The sequence below is a fragment of the Glycomyces salinus genome, assembly GCF_016428645.1.
In the GTDB taxonomy this organism is placed as follows: Bacteria; Actinomycetota; Actinomycetes; order Mycobacteriales; family Micromonosporaceae; genus Glycomyces; species Glycomyces salinus.
Genome location: NZ_JAELXW010000138.1, coordinates 1 through 21,747 on the forward strand (window position 1 = coordinate 1; position 21,747 = coordinate 21,747).

Annotated in this window: 20 protein-coding genes and 1 tRNA gene; 10 read left to right on the forward strand and 11 right to left on the reverse strand. The window is 69.3% G+C overall.

All coding sequences use genetic code 11. The features are described from left to right. Positions 1–380 precede the first annotated feature (380 nt). From JFB92_RS23620 to JFB92_RS23630, 3 genes are all read left to right on the forward strand, one after another. Positions 381–1,205: a hypothetical protein gene (locus JFB92_RS23620; protein WP_199044261.1), complete on the forward strand. Its 825-nt coding sequence runs from the start codon at positions 381–383 to the stop codon at positions 1,203–1,205. 119 nt (positions 1,206–1,324) lie between these two features. After that, complete coding sequence (locus tag JFB92_RS23625; protein WP_199044262.1) at positions 1,325–3,244, forward strand: beta-galactosidase; 1,920 nt, start codon at positions 1,325–1,327, stop codon at positions 3,242–3,244. A 165-nt stretch (positions 3,245–3,409) separates the two neighbouring features. Further along, positions 3,410–4,171, forward strand: a complete 762-nt coding sequence (locus JFB92_RS23630) for an SGNH/GDSL hydrolase family protein (RefSeq protein ID WP_199044264.1) — start codon at positions 3,410–3,412, stop codon at positions 4,169–4,171. Between the two features lie 99 nt (positions 4,172–4,270). Here the strand turns inward: JFB92_RS23630 and JFB92_RS23635 are convergent, their stop codons facing one another. After that, a complete protein-coding gene (locus JFB92_RS23635; protein ID WP_199044267.1) occupies positions 4,271–4,561 on the reverse strand; it encodes a helix-turn-helix domain-containing protein in 291 nt (96 codons plus the stop codon). Between the two features lie 315 nt (positions 4,562–4,876). On the opposite strand from JFB92_RS23635, the gene JFB92_RS26750 reads away from it, so the two are divergent. Further along, positions 4,877–5,965, forward strand: coding sequence for a DUF4253 domain-containing protein (locus JFB92_RS26750; RefSeq protein ID WP_199044269.1), 1,089 nt, complete (start codon positions 4,877–4,879; stop codon positions 5,963–5,965). On the opposite strand, the gene JFB92_RS23645 is transcribed toward JFB92_RS26750, so the two are convergent. Next, a complete protein-coding gene (locus JFB92_RS23645; RefSeq protein WP_199044271.1) occupies positions 5,931–6,734 on the reverse strand; it encodes a TetR/AcrR family transcriptional regulator in 804 nt (267 codons plus the stop codon). The genes JFB92_RS26750 and JFB92_RS23645 overlap by 35 nt on opposite strands. A 99-nt stretch (positions 6,735–6,833) precedes the next feature. Here JFB92_RS23645 and JFB92_RS23650 point away from each other — a divergent pair, with 99 nt between their 5' ends. Both JFB92_RS23650 and JFB92_RS23655 read left to right on the forward strand, forming a co-directional pair. Then, complete coding sequence (locus tag JFB92_RS23650) at positions 6,834–7,781, forward strand: ATP-binding cassette domain-containing protein (RefSeq protein ID WP_199044273.1); 948 nt, start codon at positions 6,834–6,836, stop codon at positions 7,779–7,781. Continuing rightward, positions 7,778–8,617 (forward strand): ABC transporter permease, encoded by an 840-nt coding sequence (locus JFB92_RS23655; RefSeq protein WP_199044275.1) that lies wholly within the window; start codon positions 7,778–7,780, stop codon positions 8,615–8,617. The genes JFB92_RS23650 and JFB92_RS23655 overlap by 4 nt, the downstream gene beginning before the upstream one ends. A gap of 90 nt (positions 8,618–8,707) precedes the next feature. On the opposite strand, the gene JFB92_RS23660 is transcribed toward JFB92_RS23655, so the two are convergent. The 4 genes from JFB92_RS23660 to JFB92_RS23675 are packed head-to-tail and all read right to left on the reverse strand — an operon-like array spanning position 8,708 to position 13,758. Next, on the reverse strand, positions 8,708–10,579 hold the full coding sequence (locus JFB92_RS23660; RefSeq protein ID WP_199044277.1) for a beta-propeller domain-containing protein: 1,872 nt from the start codon (positions 10,577–10,579) through the stop codon (positions 8,708–8,710). A gap of 46 nt (positions 10,580–10,625) precedes the next feature. Beyond that, complete coding sequence (locus tag JFB92_RS23665; protein WP_199044279.1) at positions 10,626–11,468, reverse strand: carbohydrate ABC transporter permease; 843 nt, start codon at positions 11,466–11,468, stop codon at positions 10,626–10,628. After that, positions 11,465–12,469, reverse strand: coding sequence for a carbohydrate ABC transporter permease (locus JFB92_RS25890; RefSeq protein ID WP_199044281.1), 1,005 nt, complete (start codon positions 12,467–12,469; stop codon positions 11,465–11,467). Before JFB92_RS25890 ends, JFB92_RS23665 begins: the two co-directional genes overlap by 4 nt. Next, positions 12,466–13,758 (reverse strand): extracellular solute-binding protein, encoded by a 1,293-nt coding sequence (locus JFB92_RS23675; RefSeq protein WP_199044283.1) that lies wholly within the window; start codon positions 13,756–13,758, stop codon positions 12,466–12,468. The genes JFB92_RS25890 and JFB92_RS23675 overlap by 4 nt, the downstream gene beginning before the upstream one ends. A gap of 364 nt (positions 13,759–14,122) precedes the next feature. Here JFB92_RS23675 and JFB92_RS23680 point away from each other — a divergent pair. Next, positions 14,123–14,193, forward strand: a tRNA-Gly gene (locus JFB92_RS23680). A gap of 139 nt (positions 14,194–14,332) precedes the next feature. On the opposite strand, the gene JFB92_RS23685 is transcribed toward JFB92_RS23680, so the two are convergent. After that, positions 14,333–15,184 carry a S1 family peptidase gene (locus tag JFB92_RS23685; RefSeq protein WP_199044285.1) on the reverse strand — a complete coding sequence of 284 codons (852 nt, stop codon included), beginning with the start codon at positions 15,182–15,184 and terminating at the stop codon, positions 14,333–14,335. A 104-nt stretch (positions 15,185–15,288) separates the two neighbouring features. After that, positions 15,289–15,759, reverse strand: a complete 471-nt coding sequence (locus tag JFB92_RS23690; RefSeq protein WP_307789263.1) for a GNAT family N-acetyltransferase — start codon at positions 15,757–15,759, stop codon at positions 15,289–15,291. Positions 15,760–15,940: 181 nt separating this feature from the next. Here JFB92_RS23690 and JFB92_RS23695 point away from each other — a divergent pair, with 181 nt between their 5' ends. Further along, a complete protein-coding gene (locus tag JFB92_RS23695; RefSeq protein ID WP_233163725.1) occupies positions 15,941–17,044 on the forward strand; it encodes a PP2C family protein-serine/threonine phosphatase in 1,104 nt (367 codons plus the stop codon). Between the two features lie 49 nt (positions 17,045–17,093). On the opposite strand, the gene JFB92_RS26375 is transcribed toward JFB92_RS23695, so the two are convergent. Further along, complete coding sequence (locus JFB92_RS26375; RefSeq protein WP_269848053.1) at positions 17,094–17,228, reverse strand: hypothetical protein; 135 nt, start codon at positions 17,226–17,228, stop codon at positions 17,094–17,096. A gap of 216 nt (positions 17,229–17,444) precedes the next feature. Here JFB92_RS26375 and JFB92_RS23700 point away from each other — a divergent pair, with 216 nt between their 5' ends. Further along, entirely contained in the window at positions 17,445–19,283 is a 1,839-nt protein-coding gene (locus JFB92_RS23700) for an acyl-CoA dehydrogenase (RefSeq protein ID WP_199044287.1), read from the forward strand. On the opposite strand, the gene JFB92_RS23705 is transcribed toward JFB92_RS23700, so the two are convergent. Beyond that, positions 19,284–20,252, reverse strand: coding sequence for a hypothetical protein (locus JFB92_RS23705; RefSeq protein ID WP_199044289.1), 969 nt, complete (start codon positions 20,250–20,252; stop codon positions 19,284–19,286). It lies immediately after the preceding gene. Positions 20,253–20,288: 36 nt separating this feature from the next. Beyond that, a complete protein-coding gene (locus JFB92_RS23710) occupies positions 20,289–20,468 on the reverse strand; it encodes a hypothetical protein (RefSeq protein ID WP_199044291.1) in 180 nt (59 codons plus the stop codon). Positions 20,469–20,553: 85 nt separating this feature from the next. Between JFB92_RS23710 and JFB92_RS23715 the strand changes: the two genes are divergently transcribed. Then, the gene (locus tag JFB92_RS23715) at positions 20,554–21,729 is read left to right on the forward strand and encodes a 13E12 repeat family protein (RefSeq protein ID WP_199044293.1); all 1,176 of its coding nucleotides are present in this window, start codon (positions 20,554–20,556) and stop codon (positions 21,727–21,729) included. The last annotated feature ends 18 nt before the right edge of the window (positions 21,730–21,747 follow it).

Below are 21,747 nucleotides of genomic sequence, written 5' to 3' on the forward strand. Positions count from 1 at the left end.
AAACTAACTGGAGGCTCCCTCACTTCTCAAACAGGCCCTAGAGGGGTTGAAAGTCCGCAGGTGGGCGTGCGGGTGCGGGGCTATGCACGACCGTGATGTGAACGCCGAAATCAATATCCGCCGCGAGGGCCAACGCCTCGCGGCCGTCGCCGCAGGGCACCGCGAAAGCGGCACCGGAAGGTGTGTGGAGACGCGAAACGACTGGGGACAGGACACCAAGACCGGGCATCCCGGCAGTCCTGGCAACACTTCGATCTGGGGACAGAACCAGTAACCCGTCCGTAGACGGACCGCGACAGCGGACCGCAAGCCGGAGATCTCCTCTGTACGGGGAGAGGATGCCAAGGGTTGGACCTCGGTCACAACGTAGTCTCGGGGTTGTGAAAGTTGTCGTGTTGACGCTGGTGGAGACCGGCTGCGCCAATACCGGGCCGCGCACTCAGACGCTGCATCTGATCGACGAGCTCAAAGGGCGCGGCGCGGCGGTGCGGACGATGGAGGCGTCGACCGCGCGCGAGGTCGATGCGGTCCTGGACGACCCCGAGGAGCGGATCGTGCTGGCCGCCGACAGCGACGAGCAGGTCAACGCCGTCCTCGCCCGCGTGGTGCGCCGCCTGGCCCCGGCCCCGAGCGAGCGGCCCGACGACCTGCCCGCGGGGCGCACGATCCCGGACCTGCCGCCGCTGGCGGTCCTGCCGCAGGGCGAGGTGCCCGGCATCGTCGCCCGCCTGGGGCTGCCCGAGAAGCCGGCCGAGGTCGCCGCGGCCGTGGCCGAGGGGGAGGTGCTGCGCACCGACCTGATGCGGCACGACGGCGGCGGCGTGTGCGTCGACGGGGTGCGCCTGGGCGGCGGGGACCGTCCCTGGACGGGCGTGGTGGCGCTGGACGACGCGGTCCTGGCCGACGGGTCCGAGCAGATCCTGGCCTGCGTGGTCGCCAACGCCGACGGCTACGCGGCCGCCGACGACCTGGTGCTGGCCGAGCCCGATCCGTCCGACGGCCGGATCGACGTGGCCGTGGCCGTCCCGGTCACCGTGGGGCGGCTGCGCAAGCGCGTCCGCATCGAGGTCCGGCGGGCCCGGGGCAGGGCCGTGGCCGTCCAGCCCGAGGGAAAGGTCGCGTTCGTCTCCGACGGCCTGGTCGGCGAGCTCGGGCGCAAGCGGACCTGGTGGGTCGAACCGGGCGCGGCGCTCTGGCGGCGCTGAGACCGGCGCCGCCTTCTTTCTGAGACCGTTCGAATAAGCAGGTCGCAGAGGTGGATGCCCGCAATCGTTTGCCGTAGCCTTGGGGCGTCCACCCCACTCGGCAGCGAAGGAGCACCCCGATGGGCATCGCCTACGGCGGCGACTACAACCCCGAACAGTGGCCCCGCGAGACCTGGGCCGAGGACATGGCCCTGATGCGCGAGGCCGGAGTCAACCGCGTCAGCGTCGGCATCTTCTCCTGGGCGAAGTTCGAACCCGAGGAGGGCCGCTTCGAGTTCGAGTGGTTCGACGAGGTTCTGGACCTGCTGGCCGACAACGGCATCGAGGCGTGCCTGGCCACCCCCACCGCCTCCCCGCCACCCTGGTTCGCCGCCTCCTACCCCGAGGCGCTCCCGGTCGACACCGAAGGCCGCCGCCTCACCCACGGATCCCGCCAGGCATTCGACCCCTCCTCCGACGTCTACCTGGCCAAGGCCCTGGCCATCACCGAGCAGGTCGCTCGCCGCTACGCCGATCACCCGGCCGTCGGCATGTGGCACATCCACAACGAGTACGGGTGCCACAACGCCCGCTCCTACTCCGAGGCGGCCACCGCGAAGTTCCGCACCTGGCTGCGGGACCGCTACGGCGACCTCGACGGCCTCAACGCCGCCTGGGGCACCGCCTTCTGGTCGCAGGCGTACTCGTCCTGGGAGCAGGTCTTCGTGCCCCTGCCGACCCCGACCATCGCCAACCCCGCCCACGTCCTGGACTTCAAGCGGTTCTCCTCCCACCAGCTGACGCGCCTCTACGACGCCGAGGCGACCGTGGTCCGCCGGTACTCCGACAAGCCGATGACCACCAACTTCATGACCGGTTCGCACCCGGAGATCGACCTGTGGGAGTTCGCCGAGCACGTCGACTTCGTCTCGACCGACCACTACCTCGAGCGCCCCTTCGAGCACGTGGGCCTCGCCTTCGCCGCCGACTACGCCCGCTCCCTGGGCGGCGGGAAGCCCTGGGTCCTCATGGAGCACTCGACGTCGGCGGTGAACTGGCAGGGCCGCAACCGCGCCAAGGCCCCCCGAGAGCTGATCCGCAACTCCATGTCCCATCTCGCCCGCGGCGCCGACGCGATCATGTTCTTCCAGTGGCGCGCCTCCCGCCAAGGCGCCGAGAAGTGGCACTCGGGGATGGTTCCGCACGCCGGAACCGACTCCAAGATCTGGCGCGAGGTCCGCGAGCTCGGCGCCCGCCTGGGCGACCTCGCCGAGCTCGAGGGCTCCACGGTCACCGCCGAGGCGGCGATCCTGTGGGACTACCAGAACCTGTGGGCCCAGGAGCACGAGGCCAAGCCCACTGCCGACCTCGACGCCATGCGGGTCCGCGACACCTACTACGCCGCCCTGTGGCGCGCCGGCATCACCGCCGACGTCGCCCACCCCGAGGGCGACCTGTCCGGCTACCGGCTCGTCGTCGTCCCCGCCGTCTACCTCATGTCCCGGGACGCGGCCGAGAACCTCGAGAGGTTCGTCCGCGGCGGCGGCACCGTCCTGGTCAGCCCCTACTCCGGGATCGCCGACGAGACCGACGCGGTCTACCTCGGCGGCTACCCCGGGGCGCTGACCGACCTCGTGGGCGTCCGCAGCGACGAGTTCTATCCGCTCATCGACGACACCGTCGCCCTCGCCTCCGGCGGCACCGGATCGATCTGGACCGAGACCGCCGCAACCCGCGGCGCCGAGGTCCGCGACACCTATCTCGACGGCACCCCGGCCTGGACTGTCAACCGCTACGGCGAGGGCCGGGCGCACTACCTGACCACCTTCGTCGACGACGCCACGCTCGACCGCGTCGTCGCCGCCGCGGCCTCCGACGCGGGAGTCGAACCGACCGCCGAGGCCCCCGCCGGGGTCGAGGTCGTCCGCCGCTCCCACGTCGACGGCCGCTCCTGGCTGGTATGCGTCAACCACTTGGACGAGGACGTCAAGGTCAAGACCGCCGCCGAGGCGATCGACGTCCCCGCCGGGGAGGTCGTCGTCCACGCCGAGCGCGCCTGAGCGCCTGCGCCCGAAGGGCTCCGGCCCTTCGGGCGCACGGACGCCGATCCGCGTGTCCACGCTCGCCACCTGTTCGCAACCCGATTGTTATCTGCATGAGGCATGCTGGTCAGGGCCCGTCAGGGCTCCCGGACATTCGATGCGGATTGAAGGTGGGGAGTGGGAGTGCGCGCGGCGTTCTCGAATTATGTGGCCATCGGCGACAGCTTCACCGAAGGAGTCGGGGATCCCTATCCGGACGGCGGCGGCTTCCGAGGCTGGGCCGACCTCTTCGCGCACCGCGCCGCCGAGACCTGGCCCGAACTGGCCTACGCCAACCTCGCCATCCGCGGCCGTTTGTTCAACCGCATCGTCGACGAGCAGATCGTCCCCGCCATCAAGCAGGGCCCCGACCTGGTGTCCTTCGCGGCCGGCGGCAACGACGCGCTCCGCCCCGGCTTCAATCCCACGCAGCTGTCGACCCGCGCCCACGAGGTGGTGCGCCTGCTCAAGGCCGCCGACTGCGAGGTCATGCTCTTCACCTGCGCCGACGTGACCTGTCATCTGCCGGGCATGAAGATGCTGCGCAAGCGGTTCGACGCCACCAACGACGCCTACCGGCGCGTGGCCGCCCGCCACGACGCGATCCTCATCGACCTGTGGGCCGACGACGGCTTCGCGGACCCGCGCCTGTGGTCCCCCGACCGCCTCCACCTCAACTCCCTCGGCCACCAGCGCGTGGCCGCCACCGTCTGCAAGGCCCTCGACATCGAACCCGACCCGGCCTGGCTCGCCCCGCTGCCGACCAACGGCAGGGTCCGCCCCGAACTGAGCGCCCCGGCCTGGGCGGGAAGGCACCTCGCCCCCTGGATCAAACGCCGCCTCACTGGCAAGTCCAGCGGCGACTCCGTCGAGCCCAAGCGGCCCAAACTCATGCAGGTGAAGTAATGGTCCTATTCAAACTGCTCGCCATCCTGGTGATCATCCTCGTCTGCGCCTTCTGGTTCGGCATGCTGTTCAAGAAAGGCCGCAAGCGCTGAGACGGCCTCAGGCGGCCGCACGCGGCTCGAAGTCAATGACCAGATCCACCTCAAGAGCCTCGGCCAGCCGCTCCAGCAGCGGGATCGTCGGTGTCACTCCACCGCCTTCGAGCCGCGAGAGTTGTGGTTGGGTCATGTTCGCGCGCCGGGCCAATTCTGTCTGGCTCAGCCCGAGCTCCCGGCGACGCCGGTAGACCAGCTGCCCGAGCAGGAAGCCGCGCCGCGCCGCCTCATAAGCCTCGGAGCGCGAGCCGCTGCGGCGCCAAATGGCATGATCACTTCCCGAACTGCGGATCATTCCTCCTCCTTGTCCCGATCATAGATGTCGACGGCATGGTCGTGCCGCTGCTGGCATTCCGCCTGCGCCCGGCGTGCCGGCTCGACCTCGGCCCACTCACGTTCATTCCGCGGCAGTCCTGCGAGCCATTCCCGCACCTCGGGCTCGAGTTCGACAATGAATCGTGCTCCATGCAATCGACGGTATATACCATCGATAGCATAACTCAGGATTGAAACGCCGGGGCAGGTTTTGAGTTTGTCGGTCGGACAGGGCATCATGTATCGGGTGGGACTCCTCCAGCGTCTGTTGGGGCGCCGGGACACGCCTGACTCAGTGCCCGATCCGGCCGCCCAACAAGAGCCGTCAGCCAAGCCCGATCCCGAGTCGGCGTCCGATACGGCCGCCGCGTCCTCGGGTGCGCTCGACGATGCCGCCCCCGAGCCGATCCAGCCGGAATCGCCCGAGGAGGACGACATCGCGCGCGCCGCATCCGAGGCCCCGAGCCGCCCGCACCTGACCGCAGTGCCCGAACCAGAGGCCGATCGGGACGAGCCCGAACCCGAGCCAGAGCCCGCACCGTTGCCCGACGACATCTTCGTGCCCGAGCGCCCCAAGCGCGAACTGCTCACCTTGGAAAAACCCGAGCCGCCGACCCGCCCGCCCGGGACCGGCCGCGACGAGATGATGCCGCGCGTCGAGGACACCGGCGACCTCGACATCGCCGGATCGCCCCGCGCGGCCCTGCGCGAGGCCGGGCTCGACGTGCCCAAGATGCACCAGCTCGTGCGCCGCGGCGAGTCCGCCATCTGGGCCTTCGGCGTCCGCGCCTCCCAAGCCCTCGCCTGGTGGCTGGAGATCCGCCAGTCCGCGGAGCGGACCGGCTGGATGCCCGTCCTCCTCGGCGCCCCCGAGGAGTGGCGCGACGGCGGCGAGGCCATCGTCCACGAGGGCGACGACGAACTGGCGCGGGCGGCCGGCATCGACGCCGCCGCGCTCCTGCACGACAAGGCCGCCGAGGCCGGCGAGCCGGCCCGCGGCGTCCCGATCCTGCCCCGCCGCGGCGACACCGACTTCGCGACCCCGCAGCGCGACGGGCTCGTGGGCCTGGTCGAGACCGACGCCGGATGGAAGATCCCGGGCCTGTTCCCGTGGGCAGGATCGACGAACTGGGAGCTCTACGGCGCCGAGCACGCCGCGATCCTGGGCCGCTGGCACCGCCAGTGGGAGGCCGAACTGGTCGCCATGACCTACGACGTCCTGGAGCTGTACGTCCCCGCGCCGCCCTCGGCCGAGGAGGCCATGAAGGTCGCCGGCGAGGCCTACGCCTACTGCCCGGACCTGCTCGACTCCGGCGTGCCGACCCTGGAGGACCTGGCCGAGCACATGATCAAGTCACGTGCTTGGTACTTCCGATGGACTTAGTCTCCTTGCGCGTGGCCTCCATACGCGGAGCGATGCCGTCGAGGTAGGCGCCCAGGGCGTGGCGCACCGCGTCCTCGGCCGAGATCTCCCAGGCGTTCTCGTCGGTCAGGCGCGCCAAGCGCCGGAAGCGGCCCGATTCGACGGCCCGTTCCAGGTACGGGGCCTGCGCCTCCCACCACTCCTCCTCGGTGGTGACCGGCCCGCCCTGATCGCTCGGAAGGTCCGGCAGCAGATAGGACATGGCGACGCCGGTGACCAGGCTCCACACGGCGGTCACGATCAGGTTCCCCTCGCGGTCGGGGATGTCGTGGTCCTCGAACGCGGCGAGCGCGAGGTCGAATCCGGCCAGTGAGCCGGGGCCGAGCACCGGGCGCCGCTGGTTGATCTCCAGCGTCCACGGGTGGCGTCGGTAGAACTCCAGGGCGCTCGAGCCGAGGAATTCCAGAATCTCCCGCCAGTCCTTGCCGGTGGGGTCGGGGCCGTCGGCGCGCGGGTCGCTGACGATGTCGACCATGAGGTCCAGCAGTTCGGCCTTGCCGGGGACGTAGCGGTAGAGGGTCATCGTGCCCACGCCCAGCTCGGTGGCGACGCAGCGCATGTTGACCGCGGCGATGCCCTCCCGGTCGGCGATCGCGATCGCGGCCTCGGTGATCCGCTCGATCGTCAGTTTGGGTTTGGGCCCCGGTCTGCTCTGCTGCGGCTCGAATTCGCGCCACAAGAGCTCCATGCTTCGTTTGGGGTCGCCCGCCCCGGTCTGTGGGTTCGCCATCGCGGCCTCATACTAACCCGGTTGCGAACCGGGTACGTTGTACTCTAACATTGAGTACATCGTACCCGATTAAGGGAGACACCTCAAGGGAGACCAGCAATGCCCACCACCACCGTTGAGGCCGAAGGCCTCGGCAAGCGATACAAAGACACCACCGCGCTAGAGGACTTCGACCTCTCCGTAGAATCCGGCAACGTCCTCGGCCTCCTCGGTCCCAACGGTGCCGGGAAGACCACCACTGTGCGCATCCTCACCACTCTGCTGCGCTTCGACACAGGCCGCGCGCGCGTCGCCGGCCACGACATCGCCACCCAGGGCCGCCAGGTGCGGCGCCGGATCGGCCTCACCGGCCAGCAGACCGCAGTCGACGAGATGCTCACCGCACGCCAGAACCTCGTACTGTTCGGCAAGCTGTTCCGCCTGACCAAGGCCCAGGCCCGCGAGCGGGCCGAAGTGCTGCTCGACCAGTTCGGCCTTTCCGAGGCCGCCGACCGCCAGGCCAAGAAGTTCTCCGGCGGCATGAAGCGCCGCCTCGACTTGGCCGCCAGCATGATACTGGCCCCGCAGGTCCTGTTCCTGGACGAGCCCACCACCGGGCTCGACCCGGCCGGGCGCCGCGAGGTCTGGGACGCCGTCTCCGGCCTGGCCGCCGACGGCACCACCGTCCTGCTCACCACCCACTACCTCGACGAGGCCGACCGGCTGTGCGACCGCATCGTCGTGATCGACCACGGCCGCCGCGTCGTCGAGGACACTCCGGCCGGACTCAAGCGCCGCATGGGCGCCGACCGACTCGAACTGGTCGCCGCCGACCCGGCCGACCTGGACGCCCTGCGCGGCATCCTCGAACCGCTGGCGGACGGCGAGATCGCCGCCGACGAGACCGCCGGGTCGGTCTCGGCGCCGGTGGCGGAGCCTGTCGCCGCCCTCACCACCGCGGCCACGGCCATCCGCGACAAGCGCATCGAGGTCGCCGACCTCGGGCTGCGCCGCCCCACCCTCGACGAGGCATTCCTCGAACTGATCGACAAGGAGGACCGGAAATGACCACGGCAATCCCGACACTTCCGGATGATACACTCGGGTATAGGCTGAAATGGACCATCCACGACTACCGGGCCATCGTCGGCCAGGAGTTCGTCCACCTCTACCGCCAGCCGGCCAACTTCGCCTGGCAGCTGGGGTTCCCGATCGTCATGGTCCTGCTGTTCGTCTACGTCTTCGGCTCGGCCATGGACGTCACCGGCCAGGGCGCCGGAGTCGACTACGTGGCCTTCGCCATGCCCGGCATGTTCGCCATGACCATGGCATTCGGCTTCATGAACACCGCCTGGGCGGTCGCCGAAGCCAAGGAGAAGGGCTTCATCGACCGCGTCCGGTCCATGCCGATGGCCTCCTCGGCCGTCGTGGTCGGCCGCAATATCGCCGACACTCTCCACGCTGCGGTCGACCTCGGTGTGCTCGCGGTCATCGCGCTGATCATCGGCTGGCGCTCCGACGGGACCTTCCTGGAGACCCTCGCGGCCTTCGGCCTGCTGCTGTGGCTCCGGTTCGCGCTCATCTGGGTCGGGGTTTGGCTGGGCCTACTGGTGAAGAACGTCGAACAGGCCGGCAGCCTGTTCGCCGTCGCCTTTCCGTTCGGGATGATCTCCTCGGTGTTCACACCGCCGGAACTGATGCCGGATTGGCTCGGCACCATCGCAGTCTGGAACCCGGTCTCGGCCACCGCCACCGCCGTCAGGGAACTGTTCGGCAACCCGCTGCCGGTCGGCGACGCCTGGCCCGAGCAGCACGCGATCACTGCGGCACTCATCGCGCCGGTGCTCATCAGCGCGATCTTCCTCCCGCTGGCCGTCCGCCGCTTCCGCAACCTCGGCCGCTGATCCGAGACCCGACAAGGAAACCGGGATAGAGAAACGAGGTCCGCGCCGTCACCCGAAAAAACGGCGCGGACCTCCACCCTCCGAATGGGACTACCAGCCGACCCACTCGACGGTCTCGTAGCCGCCGCCCAGGGAGCTGGCCATCAGCCCCGAGTTCGACAGCGTCCACAGCCGGTCCCCGATCACCAGGGACCGCGTTATCTCGGTCATGTAGTAGTCCTCGTTCGCCGGCGGCTCGTGCCGGATCCACGCCGCCTCGCTCACCGAGTCGTCACCTACGTCGAGCACCAGCGCGCCGGTGGACTCGACCTCGCCGTTCCAGTCCCACACCGGCAGCACCGCGACCGACTCGGGCTCCCAGTACAGGAACCCGTGCGGGTCCCACTCGACCGCCGAGGAACCGCCCTGGCGCTCGTACTGGTCCAGCACCGACGCCTCGGCGCCCGAGACGTCGAACAGGCTCACCTGGAGACCGGTGGTCACGCCCTCCTCGGTGGCCTCCTGGCCCACCCCCAGCAGCCGGCCTTCGCCGACCGGGTGCAGGTACGCCGAGTACCCGGTGATCTTCAATTCTCCGGTCACCCGCGGGTCCGCCGGATCGGACAGGTCCAGGGTGTAGAGCGGGTCGGTCTGCCGGAAGGTGACCACGTAGCCGGTCTCGCCGATGAACCGGACCGCGTAGATCCGCTCGTCCGGGCCCAGGTCGGTCACCTGCCCGACCTCGGTCAGGTCGTTCGGGCCGACCTCCAGGACCGTCACCGTCGACTTCGAGGCGCCCGCCTCCTCGCTGGTCGGGGTGTCCTCCTGCCAGCCCCACCACATCTGGGCGTCCTCGGTGGTCGCCACCCGCAGGTGCCCCTCGTACTCGCTCATCGAGTACTGGTTCAGCAGCGTCCCCGGGACGGCCGCCTCCCCGGCCAGGCGCGGTCCGCCGTCGTCGAAGGCGAAGCGGTACAGCTCCGTCTCGACCTCCGGTTCCTCGGCGTCCCAGTGGTAGTCGTTGTGCGCCAGGTAGAGGCTCTCCATCGTGCCGTGCACGGTGCCGCTGTCGGCCATCACCGTGGTCGGCTCGGCCGAGACCCAGCCTCCGGCGGCGTCCAGCGCCACCACCGACACCGTCGAACCGCCCTCGAACCGGTCCGGGTGCGCCAGATGGTCGCAGTCGGTGTCCACTTCGGTCCCGTTGACCGTGAACGACGGCGTCCAGTCCTCGATATCGGTCCCGCGCACCGCCTTCCGCAGGCTCGCGATGTCCCCCGAGTAGTACTCCTCCCACATCGGCTCGACGTGCGGCGTCGAGGAGACCGCCAGCCGCACTTGGCCGGCCACCATCCGCGCGTCCAGCATCGTGCCCTCGGCGGCGAAGGTGTCAAGGACCTCCAGCGACCGCGGGTCGAGCCGTTCGAGCACGGATTCGCTGTAGTACTCCCCGTCGCGTCGGCCGTCGCGCGTGTACATCACCAGCAGCTCCTCCTCCCCGAGGAACAGCCGGTGGTCCCAGGTCTCCCAGCCGTAGTCCTCCTCGGCCACGACCTCGCCGCTGCCGGCGTCGACTACCCGCACCACCGCGTCCACGACGCTGTAGATGTGATCGCCGTCGGTCTTGACGATGTCGGGCTCGTCGACCCCGGCCACGGCGTTGTTGGTCTTCGAATGGTCCTGCGCGGACTCGCCGTCGCCGGAACCGGCCGCGTCGTCCCCGGACTCGGCGGCCGCCGCCTCCTCGTCCTCGGCGAACTCCATGCCGCGGTCGACCTGGTCCTCGGGGCGCGGCTTCGAACCGAGCGTGGCCAGCACGGCCTCCTGGATGCCGTCCAGGGCCTCCTCGCACGAGTCGTAGGAGGCCAGCTTCGCCGAGGCCGGCACCCAAGGGAGGGGTTCCACAGTCGCCTCTGGTTGAGAGGTGCAGGCGCCGAGCACGAACAGGGCCGCGGCGCCGAGAGGTACAAGACGATTGCTCATAACCTCTCCGACGCCGCGGCCGGCGGTCCGGTTCCCTCGGTCCGGTTCAGCCCTTCGTGCTTCCGGCGGTCAGGCCGCTGATGAGGTGCCGCTCGGCGAAGGCGTAGAAGATCAGCGCCGGCAGCATCGCCAGCATCACGAACGCGAGGACCTTCGCCGTGTCGGTGCTGAACTGGCCGGAGAATCGGGTCGCCCCGATCGGCAGCGTCCACCATTGGGACTCCTGTAGCACCACCAGCGGCAGCAGGAAGCTGTTCCAGCTGTTCACCAGGGCCAGGACCGACACCGTCGCGAGAGCGGGGCGCGCCATCGGCAGCATGATGGTGGTGAAGAACCGCCATGGCCCCGCGCCGTCGATGACCGCGGCCTCCTCCACTTCGGCGGGAATGGCCCGGAAGAAGCTGCGCAGAATGATGATCGTCAGCGGCAGGCCGAACGCCGCCTGCGGAAGAATCACTCCCAGCGGGCTGTTGAGCATGCCCATGGTCCGCAGGATGACGAACAGCGGCAGCACCGCCACCGCGAACGGGAACATCATGCCGGTGGCGAACAGCATGAACAGCACCTCGCGCCCGCGGAAGGCGTAGCGGGCGAACACGAAGGCCACCATGGCGGCCGCCATGACGACGATGAAGGTCGTGGCCAGCGCGATGCCGACGGAGTTCGCCAGCTGCCGCCAGAAGGTCGACGCGGCGAGCACGTCGGTGTAGTTCTCGGTGTTCCACGGGTTGGGGAGGCCGAGGGCGTTGTCGCGCAGCTGCTGATTGTCCTTGAACCCGCCGAACAGCGCGAACAGGATGGGCGTGGCCACGAACGCCGTGGTCAGGAACGCGGCGACGTAGAACCAGGTGTTGCGCAGCAGTCTTTGCCTGGGCGAAGCGACCTTCATGACCGTCCTCCTTGGTTCCCGGCGTTGCCGGTGATCGCGCCCTGCAGGTCCCGCTTGAGGACGAACCGCTGATAGAACAGCGCGAATATCAGGCTGAGCAGGAACATGACGATCGACAACGCGGAGGCGTAACCGACTTGGTTGCGTTGGAACCCCTGGTCGTACATGGTGATGGCCATAGTCTCCGAGGCGTGGAACGGACCGCCCTGGGTGAGCACCCACACCAGGTCGAACAGTTGGACTACGCCGATGATCGACAGGAAGATGGTGATCCGGATCGTCGGGCCCATCAGCGGCAGCGTGATCCTCCGGAACGACTGGGCCCCGGTCGCGCCGTCGATGGCCGCGGCCTCGTACAGCTCGTCGGGGATGTTCTGCCGTCCCGCCAGGAACAGGATCATGTGGAATCCGAAGAACTTCCAGGTCAAGACCCCGAAGACCACGTAGAGGACGATGGACCGGTCCGACAGCCATCCGATCTCGGCGTCGATGCCGACCGCGGCGAGCAGCTGGTCGGCGAACCCCTGCCGGGGGGAGAACACGAGCCCGAACAGGATGGCGGTGACGGCCTCGGTCAGGACGTACGGCACGAAGAACAGCAGCCGGAACACCGTCCGCCCGGGGAACCGCTGGTGCAGCAGCATCGCCAGGGCGAACGCCAGCGGCAGCTGGACCGCCAGCGACAGGACGATGATGATCGCCGAACGCCCGAGGTCGCCGATGAAGACCGAGTCGGACAAGATGTTGCGGTAGTTGTCCAGTCCGATGAAGTCGGTCGGAATTCCTCCGAGTCCGTTCCACCGGTAGAACCCCACATAGGCCGCGAACGCGACCGGGAGCAGCACGAAGCACGAGAACAGCACCAGACCGGGAGCGATGAACCCCGCGATGCTGCCCCCGCTGGGTCGTCCGGCAGGACGGCGGCGGGAACGATTCCCGCCGCCGTCATTCGCCAGACGGCCCTCGGCCGATGAAGGCCGGGACGTCTGGGAGAGGGTCACGCTTCGGCACTCCAGACTTCGTTGACCATCTCGACGAACTCCTCGGGAGTGAGCTGACCCAGGATCAGGCCCTCGGTCGCCTCGTTGATCGAGCCGCCCACTGCGGGCGGGAACGCCTGGTCGAGGTAGAGCTGGGTGTCGGTGGCCCCGGACATGGCCTCGAGCACGAGCGCGATGTGCATGTCGGGCTCGGCCACGACCGCGTCGGGGTCGGCGGCGACGGTGTTGAAGTTGCCGTCCTCGACCATCCGGGTCTGGTTCTCCTCCTGGTACATGTGGCAGATGAAGTCGAAGATCTCATCGGGAGCGTCGGCGCCCACGGCGAAGCCGTTGCCTCCGCCGAGGAACTCGGTGGTGGAGCCGGCGCCGCCCTCGACGACCGGGAACGGGAAGAAGCCGAGGGCTTCGCCCGGGCCGTCGGTGCCGGAGTTGTCCCGCTGGGACTGCGGGGCCCACTGGCCCATCAGCTCCATGGCCGCGGCGCCCTCGCCCACGGTGGCGGACTGGCCGTCGGGACCGTCGAAGGTGGCCGACTCGAAGCCCTCCTGGAACGGCTCCATCTCGGCCAGTTCGGAGAGCAACTCTCCGGCCTGGACGAAGGCGTCGCCGCTGAGCTCGCCGGCCTCGCCGGCCTGCTGGAGGTTCTCCAGGCCGCCGATGCGCATGGCCAGGTAGGTCCAGTAGAAGTGGGCCGGCCACTGGTCGGCGCCGGCCAGGGCGATCGGGGTGATGTCGGCGGCCTGGAGCGCCTCGACCGCGTCGAGGAAGTCACTCCAGGTCTCCGGCGGCGCGTCGATCCCGGCCTCGGCGAAGAGGTCCATGTTGTACCAGAACCCGACGACGCCGGAGTCGAACGGCACCCCGTAGAGGCGGTCGTCGACGGTGTACGGCGCCAGCGTGGAGGGGTTGATGAGGTCGATGCAGTCGTCGAGCTCGTCGGTGATGTCCCGGACCAGGTCGGCCTCGACCTGCTGCCGCAGGACGCCGCCGCCCCAGGTCTGGAAGAGGTCGGGGACCTCGCCGGACTGCGCGGCGGTGGACATCTGGGACTTGAACGCCTCGTTCTCGATCGACTGGATGTCGAAGGTGACATCGGCGTCGGACTCCTCGAGCCATTCGTCCGCGAAGACCTCCCAGGTCGACATCATGGGGTCTTCGATCTGGATGTGCCACCAGGAGATCTCGGAGTCGGAGCCTGAGCCGTCGTCGCCGCAGGCGGCGGTCGCCGCGAGCGCCACGGCGGCACCGGCCGCTGCGAAGGCCCGGAGCCGTGGAAGGGGTCTGCTCATTGGAGAAGTTCCTTTCGAGGGATGAGGGTCGACCGGTACCTGTCCCGGCAGATGAGAGAGGGTAGAGCTTCGAAACTTTCGGAACAAGTATCGGGAATTTTCGATGTGGTCATACTACCTACGCCGAGACTGGTTGTGAAGAGGGTCTCCCTTTCGGGACCGAATCGAAATAACCCCAGTTGAAGCCGGGTGGAACAGAGGGGAGAAAACAGGACAGCCCGAAACTCTCGCCGCCGGGCCGATTTGTCGCGTTCGACGGCGCCGCGACGGTCGAGGGTCGGGCCCGCGGCGGTTCGGGACGGGGTTCGCGGGTGCCGCGGACGTCGGGTAATATACGGAGCGCTGCTTGGACTTCGAGCAGCCTGCGGGTGTAGTTCAGTGGTAGAATGCGACCTTCCCAAGGTTGAGATGCGGGTTCGATTCCCGTCACCCGCTCCGACACGACAGCGGATCAGGGCCGGTTTCCTTCGTTTTGGAGGGACCGGCTTTTTCGTGCGCGCGAAACCGGGGCCGAGCGTTCGCCCGGCCCCGGTCTGGAGGCTTCAGTTCCGGAACTCCTGCCCGGTTCCGGGGCCTATGCCTCGGTCTCCCAGTCGGCGAGGATCGCGTCGATGGTGTCGGTGAAGGACGCGACCTCGGAGTAGACGCCCGGGTAGCCGGCCAGGGCGCAGTCGTTGCCCCAGCTGACGACGCCGGCCAGGATCGGCTCGCCGTTCTCGTCGGCGGCCGTCAGCGGGCCGCCCGAGTCGCCCGAGCATGAGTCGACCCCGCCGTTGTCCAGGTCGCCGGCGCAGAGCATGGAGTCCGCGTCGAAGCCGCCGCCGTAGGCCCTGCCGCAGGGCCCGTCCGCGACGTAGGGAACCTCGACCCAGTGGGCCACGGTCGGGTACCGGCCGTTCTCGTCCAGGCCCCAGCCGGCGACCTCGAAGGACTCGGACTCGGCCGTGTCCCGGTCGAGGCCGATCGGCTCGACGTCGATCGGCTCGGCGAGCCGGACCAGCGCCCAGTCGTTGGCGAAGGTGGTCGGGTCCTGGTAGTCCTCGGCGACGTGGACGTCGGCCACCTCGGTGGCGGCGATGTCCCCGGACTCGAGGTCGACCGAGCCGGAGTAGATCGCGAACTCGTCGGGCTCGATCCAGTCCACGCAGTGCGCGGCGGTCAGGACGACCTGCTCGGTGACGGCCGAGCCGCCGCAGAACTGGTTCTCGTACGGCGTCGCCGTCTCGTTGGCGTAGCCCAGGGCCACGAGCCAGGGGTACTGACCCTCGGCGGCCTGCTGGCCGTTGATGATGAACGGGTGGGCCGCCTGGCCGCCGTCGGCCGGGTCCGCGTGGGCGCCGGCGGCGGACCATGCGATCGCGGAGGCGCCGAGGGCGGCGGCCAGGCCCGCTCCGATCCGGGCCAGGCGCTTGGAATTTCTGTCCACTGTATGCCTTTCGGGATGACTGCGAGGATTGGTCGTTTTGATCCTCTTGCCCGAAAGACGTTACAGAACCCCGGCAATGTTGCTCAGGGAACTTTGAGACTCATTCACTGAATGTCCTGAATCTCCCGGCCCAGATGGACCGACCCCTCCGTGGAGGCGTAGTGGCCGAACGGCGTCACCGGCTCGTAGCCGAGCGATCCGTACATCGCGATCGCCTCGGGCTGCCGGGGCCCGGTCTCCAGGAGCATCCGCTTGCGGCCGGCCCGCGCCGCCGAGTCCTCGACCGCGGCCACGATCCGCCGTGCCAGGCCCCGGCGCCGGTAGCCCTCGCGGACGTAGATGCGCTTCATCTCCGCGTCGCCGTCCTCGTGGGCCCGCCAGCCGCCGCATCCGGCCGGTTCGCCGTCGGGGCCGAAGGCGACCAGGAAGTCCCCGTTCGGGGGCGCGAAGTCGTCCTCGCCGATCACCGTCTCGTCGCCGTCGCCGTAGCGGCGGACGTACTCCTCGTGGAGTTCGGAGCAGAGCGCTTGCGCCACAGGGCTGCCGAACGGGGTTCTCACCAGGTTGAACTGCACGGGGTCAAGATTGGCACGGTCGCCCGCGGCGGGCAACGCCGAAGCGGGCGGTGCGCGTCACCGACCGAAAGGATGAGCGCGGGATCAGCCGTTTCGCCGGGCTCGGTCTCGGACGCGGGCGATGCCGCGACCATTACGATCTTCACACCGGGCGTGTTCGGGAGGGAAGGAGGCGAGTCCGATGCGCACATCGATGCGGAGCGGTCCCGGCTCCAGGCCCTCCGGGCAGTGGAGCGGCTGGTCGTCGCCGTCGGTGCGTTCGGTGTTCGCCGCGGCCGTGCTGGCGATGGTGATCCTGGTCGGTCTCCAGATCGCCGTGCAGGGGCAGGCGGACTCGGCGCCGTGGATGGCGCTGCCGCCGCTGGTGGCCTCGGCGTTCCTGACCTGGCGCTGGGTGATCGTGGTCGGCGTTGCCAGTCTGGGCCTGGCCTTCGTCTACCTGTGGGCCTTCCATGATTTCGCGGTGCTGTCGGCGTTCGGGCACGTGGTGGACTATCTGCTGGTGTGCGCGGCCACGGGCGTCTCGGTGGGCGTGGCGGTGGTGCGCGAGCGCGACGACGAGCGCCTGCGGCGCTTGACGCAGTTGGCCTCGGTGGTGCAGCAGGCGATTCTGCGGCCGATCGATTCCCGGCTGGGGCCTTTCGACATCGCGGCCCGGTACGTGTCGGCGCGTTCGGGGGCCGAGATCGGCGGGGACCTGTACGAGGCCCTGGAGACCGATTTCGGGATGCGCCTGATCATCGGGGACGTGCGCGGGAAGGGCCTGGACGCGGTGCGGCTGTCCTCGACGGTGCTCGGCTCGTTCCGGCACGTGGCCTTCGAGCGGTCGGACCAGCGGTGCATGATCGACGACCTGGACCAAGCGGTGGCGCGCAACGCCGACGAGGAGGATTTCGTGACCGCGATCCTCTTGCAGGAGCGCGGCGGGACCTTGGAGATCGTCAACTGCGGGCATCCGCCGCCGATGCTGGTGCGGGGCGGCCGGGCCAGCTACCTGGAGCCGGAGTCGATGGCGCCGCCGCTGGGCCTGGGGCCGACGGCGCGGGAGCTTACGGTGCGGTTGCAGCCGGGCGACCGGATCTTCCTCTATACGGACGGGCTGGCCGAGGCGCGGAAGGCCGGGGAGTTCTTCCCGATCGAGGAGCGGGCGTGGAGCCTGATCGGGCACGGCAACGTCGGCGACGGGCTGGCCTCGCTGGAGACGGCGCTGCGGCGCTGGGTGGGCGGGCCTTTGACCGATGACATCGCGTTGCTGCTGTTGGACTATCGGCCCGAGGCCGACTGAGGCACTGCCGGCCGGAGGCCGGTCGATGCTTCGCCGTCCGGGAGCCGGGTCAGCCGGTGCCCGGACGGTTCTCGGCGGGGGCCGGGGAGCGGAAGACCCGCGGCAGGCGGGGCCGTCCGCGGCGGTGGCGGCCGGTGTAGGCGGGGCGGGTGCGCGCGATGCGGTCGGCGACGGCTCTGATCATGGCGGGGGCTCCTGTTGCGGCGGGGATCGCACAGTTGGTCTGTTGCAGTGTTCAACGAGGCATGTGCGTGGCGGTTACGGTTCCTGCTCAGAATTTAGCGGTGGGGTACGACACTCCGTGTCGACGCTGGTCGGACGGGGTACGGCGCGGCATACTTGAGTTGATTACCGACCAGTAATATGATGAGGGTTACCACCGAGTAATGGAGGACCCGCAATGTCGCACTTCCGCCACAACCTTCGCGATCTGGAGTTCAACCTCTTCGAGGTCTTCGGAGCCGACAAGATCCTCGATCACAAGGCCTTCGGCGACCTCGACGCCGACACGAGCCGAGAGATCCTCGCCGAACTGGCGCGCCTGGCCGAGGCCGAGCTCGCCTCCAGCTTCGCCGAAGGCGACCGCCACCCGCCGGTCTACGACCCCGCGAGTCACTCCGTGACCCTGCCGGAGTCCTTCAAGAAGGCCTACCGCGCCTTCATGGACGCCGAGTACTGGCGCCTCGACCTGCCCGAGGTCCTCGGCGGCACCGAGGCCCCCCGCATGCTCTGGTGGTCCCTGGCCGAGCTCGTCCTCGGCGCCAACCCGGCCATGTGGATGTACGCCGCCGGGCCCTCCTTCGCCCACAGCCTGTACGTCGAGGGCACCGACGAGCAGAAGGAATGGGCCAAGCTCATCACCGAGAAGCAGTGGGGCGCCACCATGGTCCTCACCGAGCCCGACGCCGGCTCCGACGTCGGCGCGGGCCGCACCAAGGCCCGCAAGCAGCCCGACGGCTCCTGGCACATCGAGGGCGTCAAGCGCTTCATCACCTCCGGCGACCAGGACATGACCGACAACATCATCCACTACGTCCTGGCCCGCCCGGTCGGCGAAGAGGGCGTCGGCGGCCCCGGCACCAAGGGCCTGAGCCTGTTCGTCGTCCCCAAGTACCGCTTCGACGCCGAGACCGGCGAGCTCGGAGAGCGCAACGGCGTCTACGCCACCAACATCGAGCACAAGATGGGCCTGAAGGTCTCGGCCACCGCCGAGCTCACCTTCGGCGAGAAGGAACCGGCCGTGGGCTGGCTGCTCGGCGAGAAGCACGAGGGCATCCGCCAGATGTTCCTGATCATCGAGTACGCGCGCATGATGGTCGGCACCAAGGCCATCGCGACCCTCTCGACCGGCTACCTCAACGCGCTCGACTACGCCAAGAGCCGCATCCAGGGCGCCGACCTGCTCCAGTCGACCGACAAGACCGCGCCGCGCGTGCCGATCATCAAGCACCCGGACGTGCGCCGGTCCCTGATGCTCCAGAAGAGCTACGCCGAGGGCCTGCGCGCCCTGGTCGCCTACACCGGCTCCTGGCAGGACAAGCACCACCTGGCCACGGTCGACGGCGACGACGAGGCCGCCGAGTCGGCCAAGCGCGTCAACGACCTGCTGCTGCCGATCGTCAAGGGCTGCGGGTCCGAGCGCGCCTACGAGCTGCTCAGCTCCGAGTCCCTCCAGACCTTCGGCGGCTCGGGCTACCTCCAGGACTACCCGCTGGAGCAGTACGTGCGCGACGCGAAGATCGACACGCTCTACGAGGGCACCACGGCCATCCAGAGCCTGGACTTCCTGTTCCGCAAGATCGTCAAGGACAACGGCGAGGCCCTGATGACCGTGGCCGGGGAGATCCTGGCCTCGACCGAGGACGGGCACGAGGAGCTGTCCGACGTCCGCGCCAGGGTCCAGCGCGCGCTCGGCGACGTCCAGGGCGTCATCGAGGCGCTCCAGCCGGCGCTGATGGGGCCGATGGAGGGGCAGCCCAGGGAGCTCTACAAGACCGGGCTGCACTCGCGGCGGCTGCTGCTGGCCGTGGGCGACCTGCTGGTGGCCTGGCTGCTGCTGCGCCAGGCCGAGATCGCCCAGGCCCGCCTGGACGGCGGCTCCGACGACGACTTCTACCGGGGCAAGGTCGCCGCGGCGAAGTTCTTCTCCCGCGAGGTCCTGCCGCGGCTGACCGCGGACCGGAAGATCGTCGAGGCCGCCGACATGACCGCGATGGACCTGCCCGACGAGGCTTTCTGACTAGACGTCGGCGCCCTCGCCGCCGAAGGTGGTGGCCAAGAGGGCGTCGACTGTCGCCTGGTAGAAGTCGGTGCCCGACTCGGGGACGCTGGCGATGCCGATGAAGCCGTTGACGCCGTCGACGTCGACCAGCAGGATCGCCACGTCCTCGTACTCGTCCTCGGTGCTCGAGGACGCGTTCCAGGAAACGCGCGCCTCGGCCAGGACGGCGGGGAGGCCGTCGACCTCGGTCTGGGTGAACTCGGTAGTGGAGACGCGGGTCTCCTCGGTGCTGGAGAAGGCGCCGCTGTCGACCGTCCAGTAGTCCATCGCGTCGTCGCCGCTGGCGACCAGGTCGGCCGGGTCGTAGTCCATGACGACGCCGCTGGCGACGCCGACCTCCATGTACGAGATCCAGTCGTTGCCGTGGTCGACCGAGTAGCCGTTGGCGTCCTCGCCGATCCTGCCGGAGCCGCCCGGGCCGAGGAGCGGCTGCCAGTCGCCGGAGGCCGGGATCGGCGTGTTGGCGCCGAGGGACGACACCACGAGCCCGTCGGTGCTGGGCGGCGGGTCCTCGCCGTCGTCCTCGGTCGGCTCCTCGCCGCCCTCGGTGGTCGGATCCTCCTCGCCGGTGGTGCTGTCATCGGCGGTGGTGGTGCCCTCGTCGTCGCCGCTGAGCAGGAAATAGCCGGCCGCGCCGCCGCCGATCATCAGGACCAGCACGATCACGATGAGGATCACCGTGCTGGCGCCGCTCTTGGAGGTCGGCTGGACCGGCGGCGGCCCGTACTGGCCGTACTGCTGCTGGTACGGGTCGACGTAGGGCTGCTGGGGCGGAGGCCCGTAGCCGGGCTGCTGGTACCCGCCGGAGGGGCTGGGCTGGGTGTACTGCTGGGGGTATGCGGGCCCGGTCTGCCCGGGGACGTAGCCGCCTGGAGGCTGCGGCTGGCTCCCCGGATCAACCGGCTGGCCCTGCGGAGGGTAGCTCATGTTCGAATCGTATCCGCCTCGCTCCAGAACCACCGATCACAGCTCCGCCGGGCCCTTGGGCAGCGGGGCGGTCGATGGGGCGTCTTCGTGGCCGAACCGTAGCGGGTCGTGGTTCGGGCGGGCGGCGACGTGGAGCTGGGTGGGCGGGCCGGGTCTGGTGTCGGGGTTGCGGGGTGTGTGTTGTCTTGGGCCGCAGTCGTGTCCTGTGTGGAACATGAAAGTATTCGCACCCTGTGGGTGATGGCAGAGGCCGGTCCGGCTGGGACCATTGATGTAGTACAAGCGAACCGTTTCAGATCGGATGATCGATCAGGTCGAGGAGGTGCGGCACATGGCAGGCCAGGCGAACCCGGTCGAGCGGACCGAGACTGCCCGGGCCATCCGCACCGGCCTCGATGACGCGGCCGCCCTGGTCAACACCGTGCACGCACAGGTCCTGTCCCAGGTGATCACCGCCCAATCCTGGAAGGTCCACCGGGATCTGGACGGGTTCTCCTCCGTGCGGGACTGGCTGGTATCGATGTTCGACTTCCACCACCGGACCGCGGCCGACCTGGCCGCGATCGCCCGTCTCTCACGCAAGTTCGCTGTGCTGACCGAGGCGGCCACCTCCGGGGTCGCGCGCATCGATCAGGTCGCCTTCGCCGTCCGGGCCCTGGACAAGACCCCCGCGATGCGCCTGTACGCCCGCACCCCCTACCGCCAGGCGGTGCCCTCCCCCTTCGACCCGGCTATCCAGTGTCCGACCCCGGAGCACCTGGCCGCCCAGTACTGCGCCCACGCCTCGCACGCCGACCTGGCCCGGCACCTGGCCGAGATCGAGGCCGCCTGCCAGGCCGAAGACGAACTCTTCGAGGGCCTCTGCGAGCAGGCCCTGGCCCGCTTGGAGGTGTGGGAGACCGAGACCGGCATGTGGGCCATCGACGGCCTGGTCACCGCCGACACCGGCGCGATGTTCGCCAAACTGCTCACCACCGCCATACCCCCGCCCCGAGCCGAGGACTGCCAGACCGATCAACCCGAGGCGGGCACCGACAACGACAGCGAGACGGATGCCGAGGCCGTGCTCCCGGCGCAGGCGAACCGGAACGCCGAGGCCCTCCACCAGATGCTCGCCCGATTCGGGGCCGACCCGGCCGCGCCCACCCGCCACGGGCACACCGCCACTCTCCACCTCACCTGCGACCTGGCCACCCTGCGCGGGGAGGACACCGGCCGCCTCCCCCTCCTGGAGGGTGACCCGATCTCGCTCGCCAAGGCCCGCCTCCTGGCCTGCGAGGGCCAGGTGATCCCCACTGTCTTCGACTACGCCACCGGCGAAGCCGTAGAACTGGGCCGCACCCGACGCCTCCCGAACACCGCGCTGCGCCGCAAACTCGAGCTCGAGCAGCCCGGCGGGTGCGCCTGGTCGGGTTGTTCACGGCCGGTCCACTGGACCGAGGCCCACCACCTCGTGGGTCCTGTTGGCGAAGGCTGATTTCAGGTTTGTGTCTGG

Excerpts from the sequence above, each read along its gene's own strand:
- JFB92_RS23625 (WP_199044262.1), top strand. The coding sequence starts at position 1,325 with ATGGGCATCGCCTACGGCGGCGACTACAACCCCGAACAGTGGCCCCGC.
- JFB92_RS23635 (WP_199044267.1), bottom strand. The coding sequence starts at position 4,561 with ATGATCCGCAGTTCGGGAAGTGATCATGCCATTTGGCGCCGCAGCGGC.
- JFB92_RS23645 (WP_199044271.1), bottom strand. The coding sequence starts at position 6,734 with ATGGCGAACCCACAGACCGGGGCGGGCGACCCCAAACGAAGCATGGAG.
- JFB92_RS23650 (WP_199044273.1), top strand. The coding sequence starts at position 6,834 with ATGCCCACCACCACCGTTGAGGCCGAAGGCCTCGGCAAGCGATACAAA.
- JFB92_RS23655 (WP_199044275.1), top strand. The coding sequence starts at position 7,778 with ATGACCACGGCAATCCCGACACTTCCGGATGATACACTCGGGTATAGG.
- JFB92_RS23660 (WP_199044277.1), bottom strand. The coding sequence starts at position 10,579 with ATGAGCAATCGTCTTGTACCTCTCGGCGCCGCGGCCCTGTTCGTGCTC.
- JFB92_RS23665 (WP_199044279.1), bottom strand. The coding sequence starts at position 11,468 with ATGAAGGTCGCTTCGCCCAGGCAAAGACTGCTGCGCAACACCTGGTTC.
- JFB92_RS23675 (WP_199044283.1), bottom strand. The coding sequence starts at position 13,758 with ATGAGCAGACCCCTTCCACGGCTCCGGGCCTTCGCAGCGGCCGGTGCC.
- JFB92_RS23695 (WP_233163725.1), top strand. The coding sequence starts at position 15,941 with ATGCGCACATCGATGCGGAGCGGTCCCGGCTCCAGGCCCTCCGGGCAG.
- JFB92_RS26375 (WP_269848053.1), bottom strand. The coding sequence starts at position 17,228 with ATGATCAGAGCCGTCGCCGACCGCATCGCGCGCACCCGCCCCGCCTAC.
- JFB92_RS23700 (WP_199044287.1), top strand. The coding sequence starts at position 17,445 with ATGTCGCACTTCCGCCACAACCTTCGCGATCTGGAGTTCAACCTCTTC.
- JFB92_RS23705 (WP_199044289.1), bottom strand. The coding sequence starts at position 20,252 with ATGAGCTACCCTCCGCAGGGCCAGCCGGTTGATCCGGGGAGCCAGCCG.
- JFB92_RS23710 (WP_199044291.1), bottom strand. The coding sequence starts at position 20,468 with ATGTTCCACACAGGACACGACTGCGGCCCAAGACAACACACACCCCGC.
- JFB92_RS23715 (WP_199044293.1), top strand. The coding sequence starts at position 20,554 with ATGATCGATCAGGTCGAGGAGGTGCGGCACATGGCAGGCCAGGCGAAC.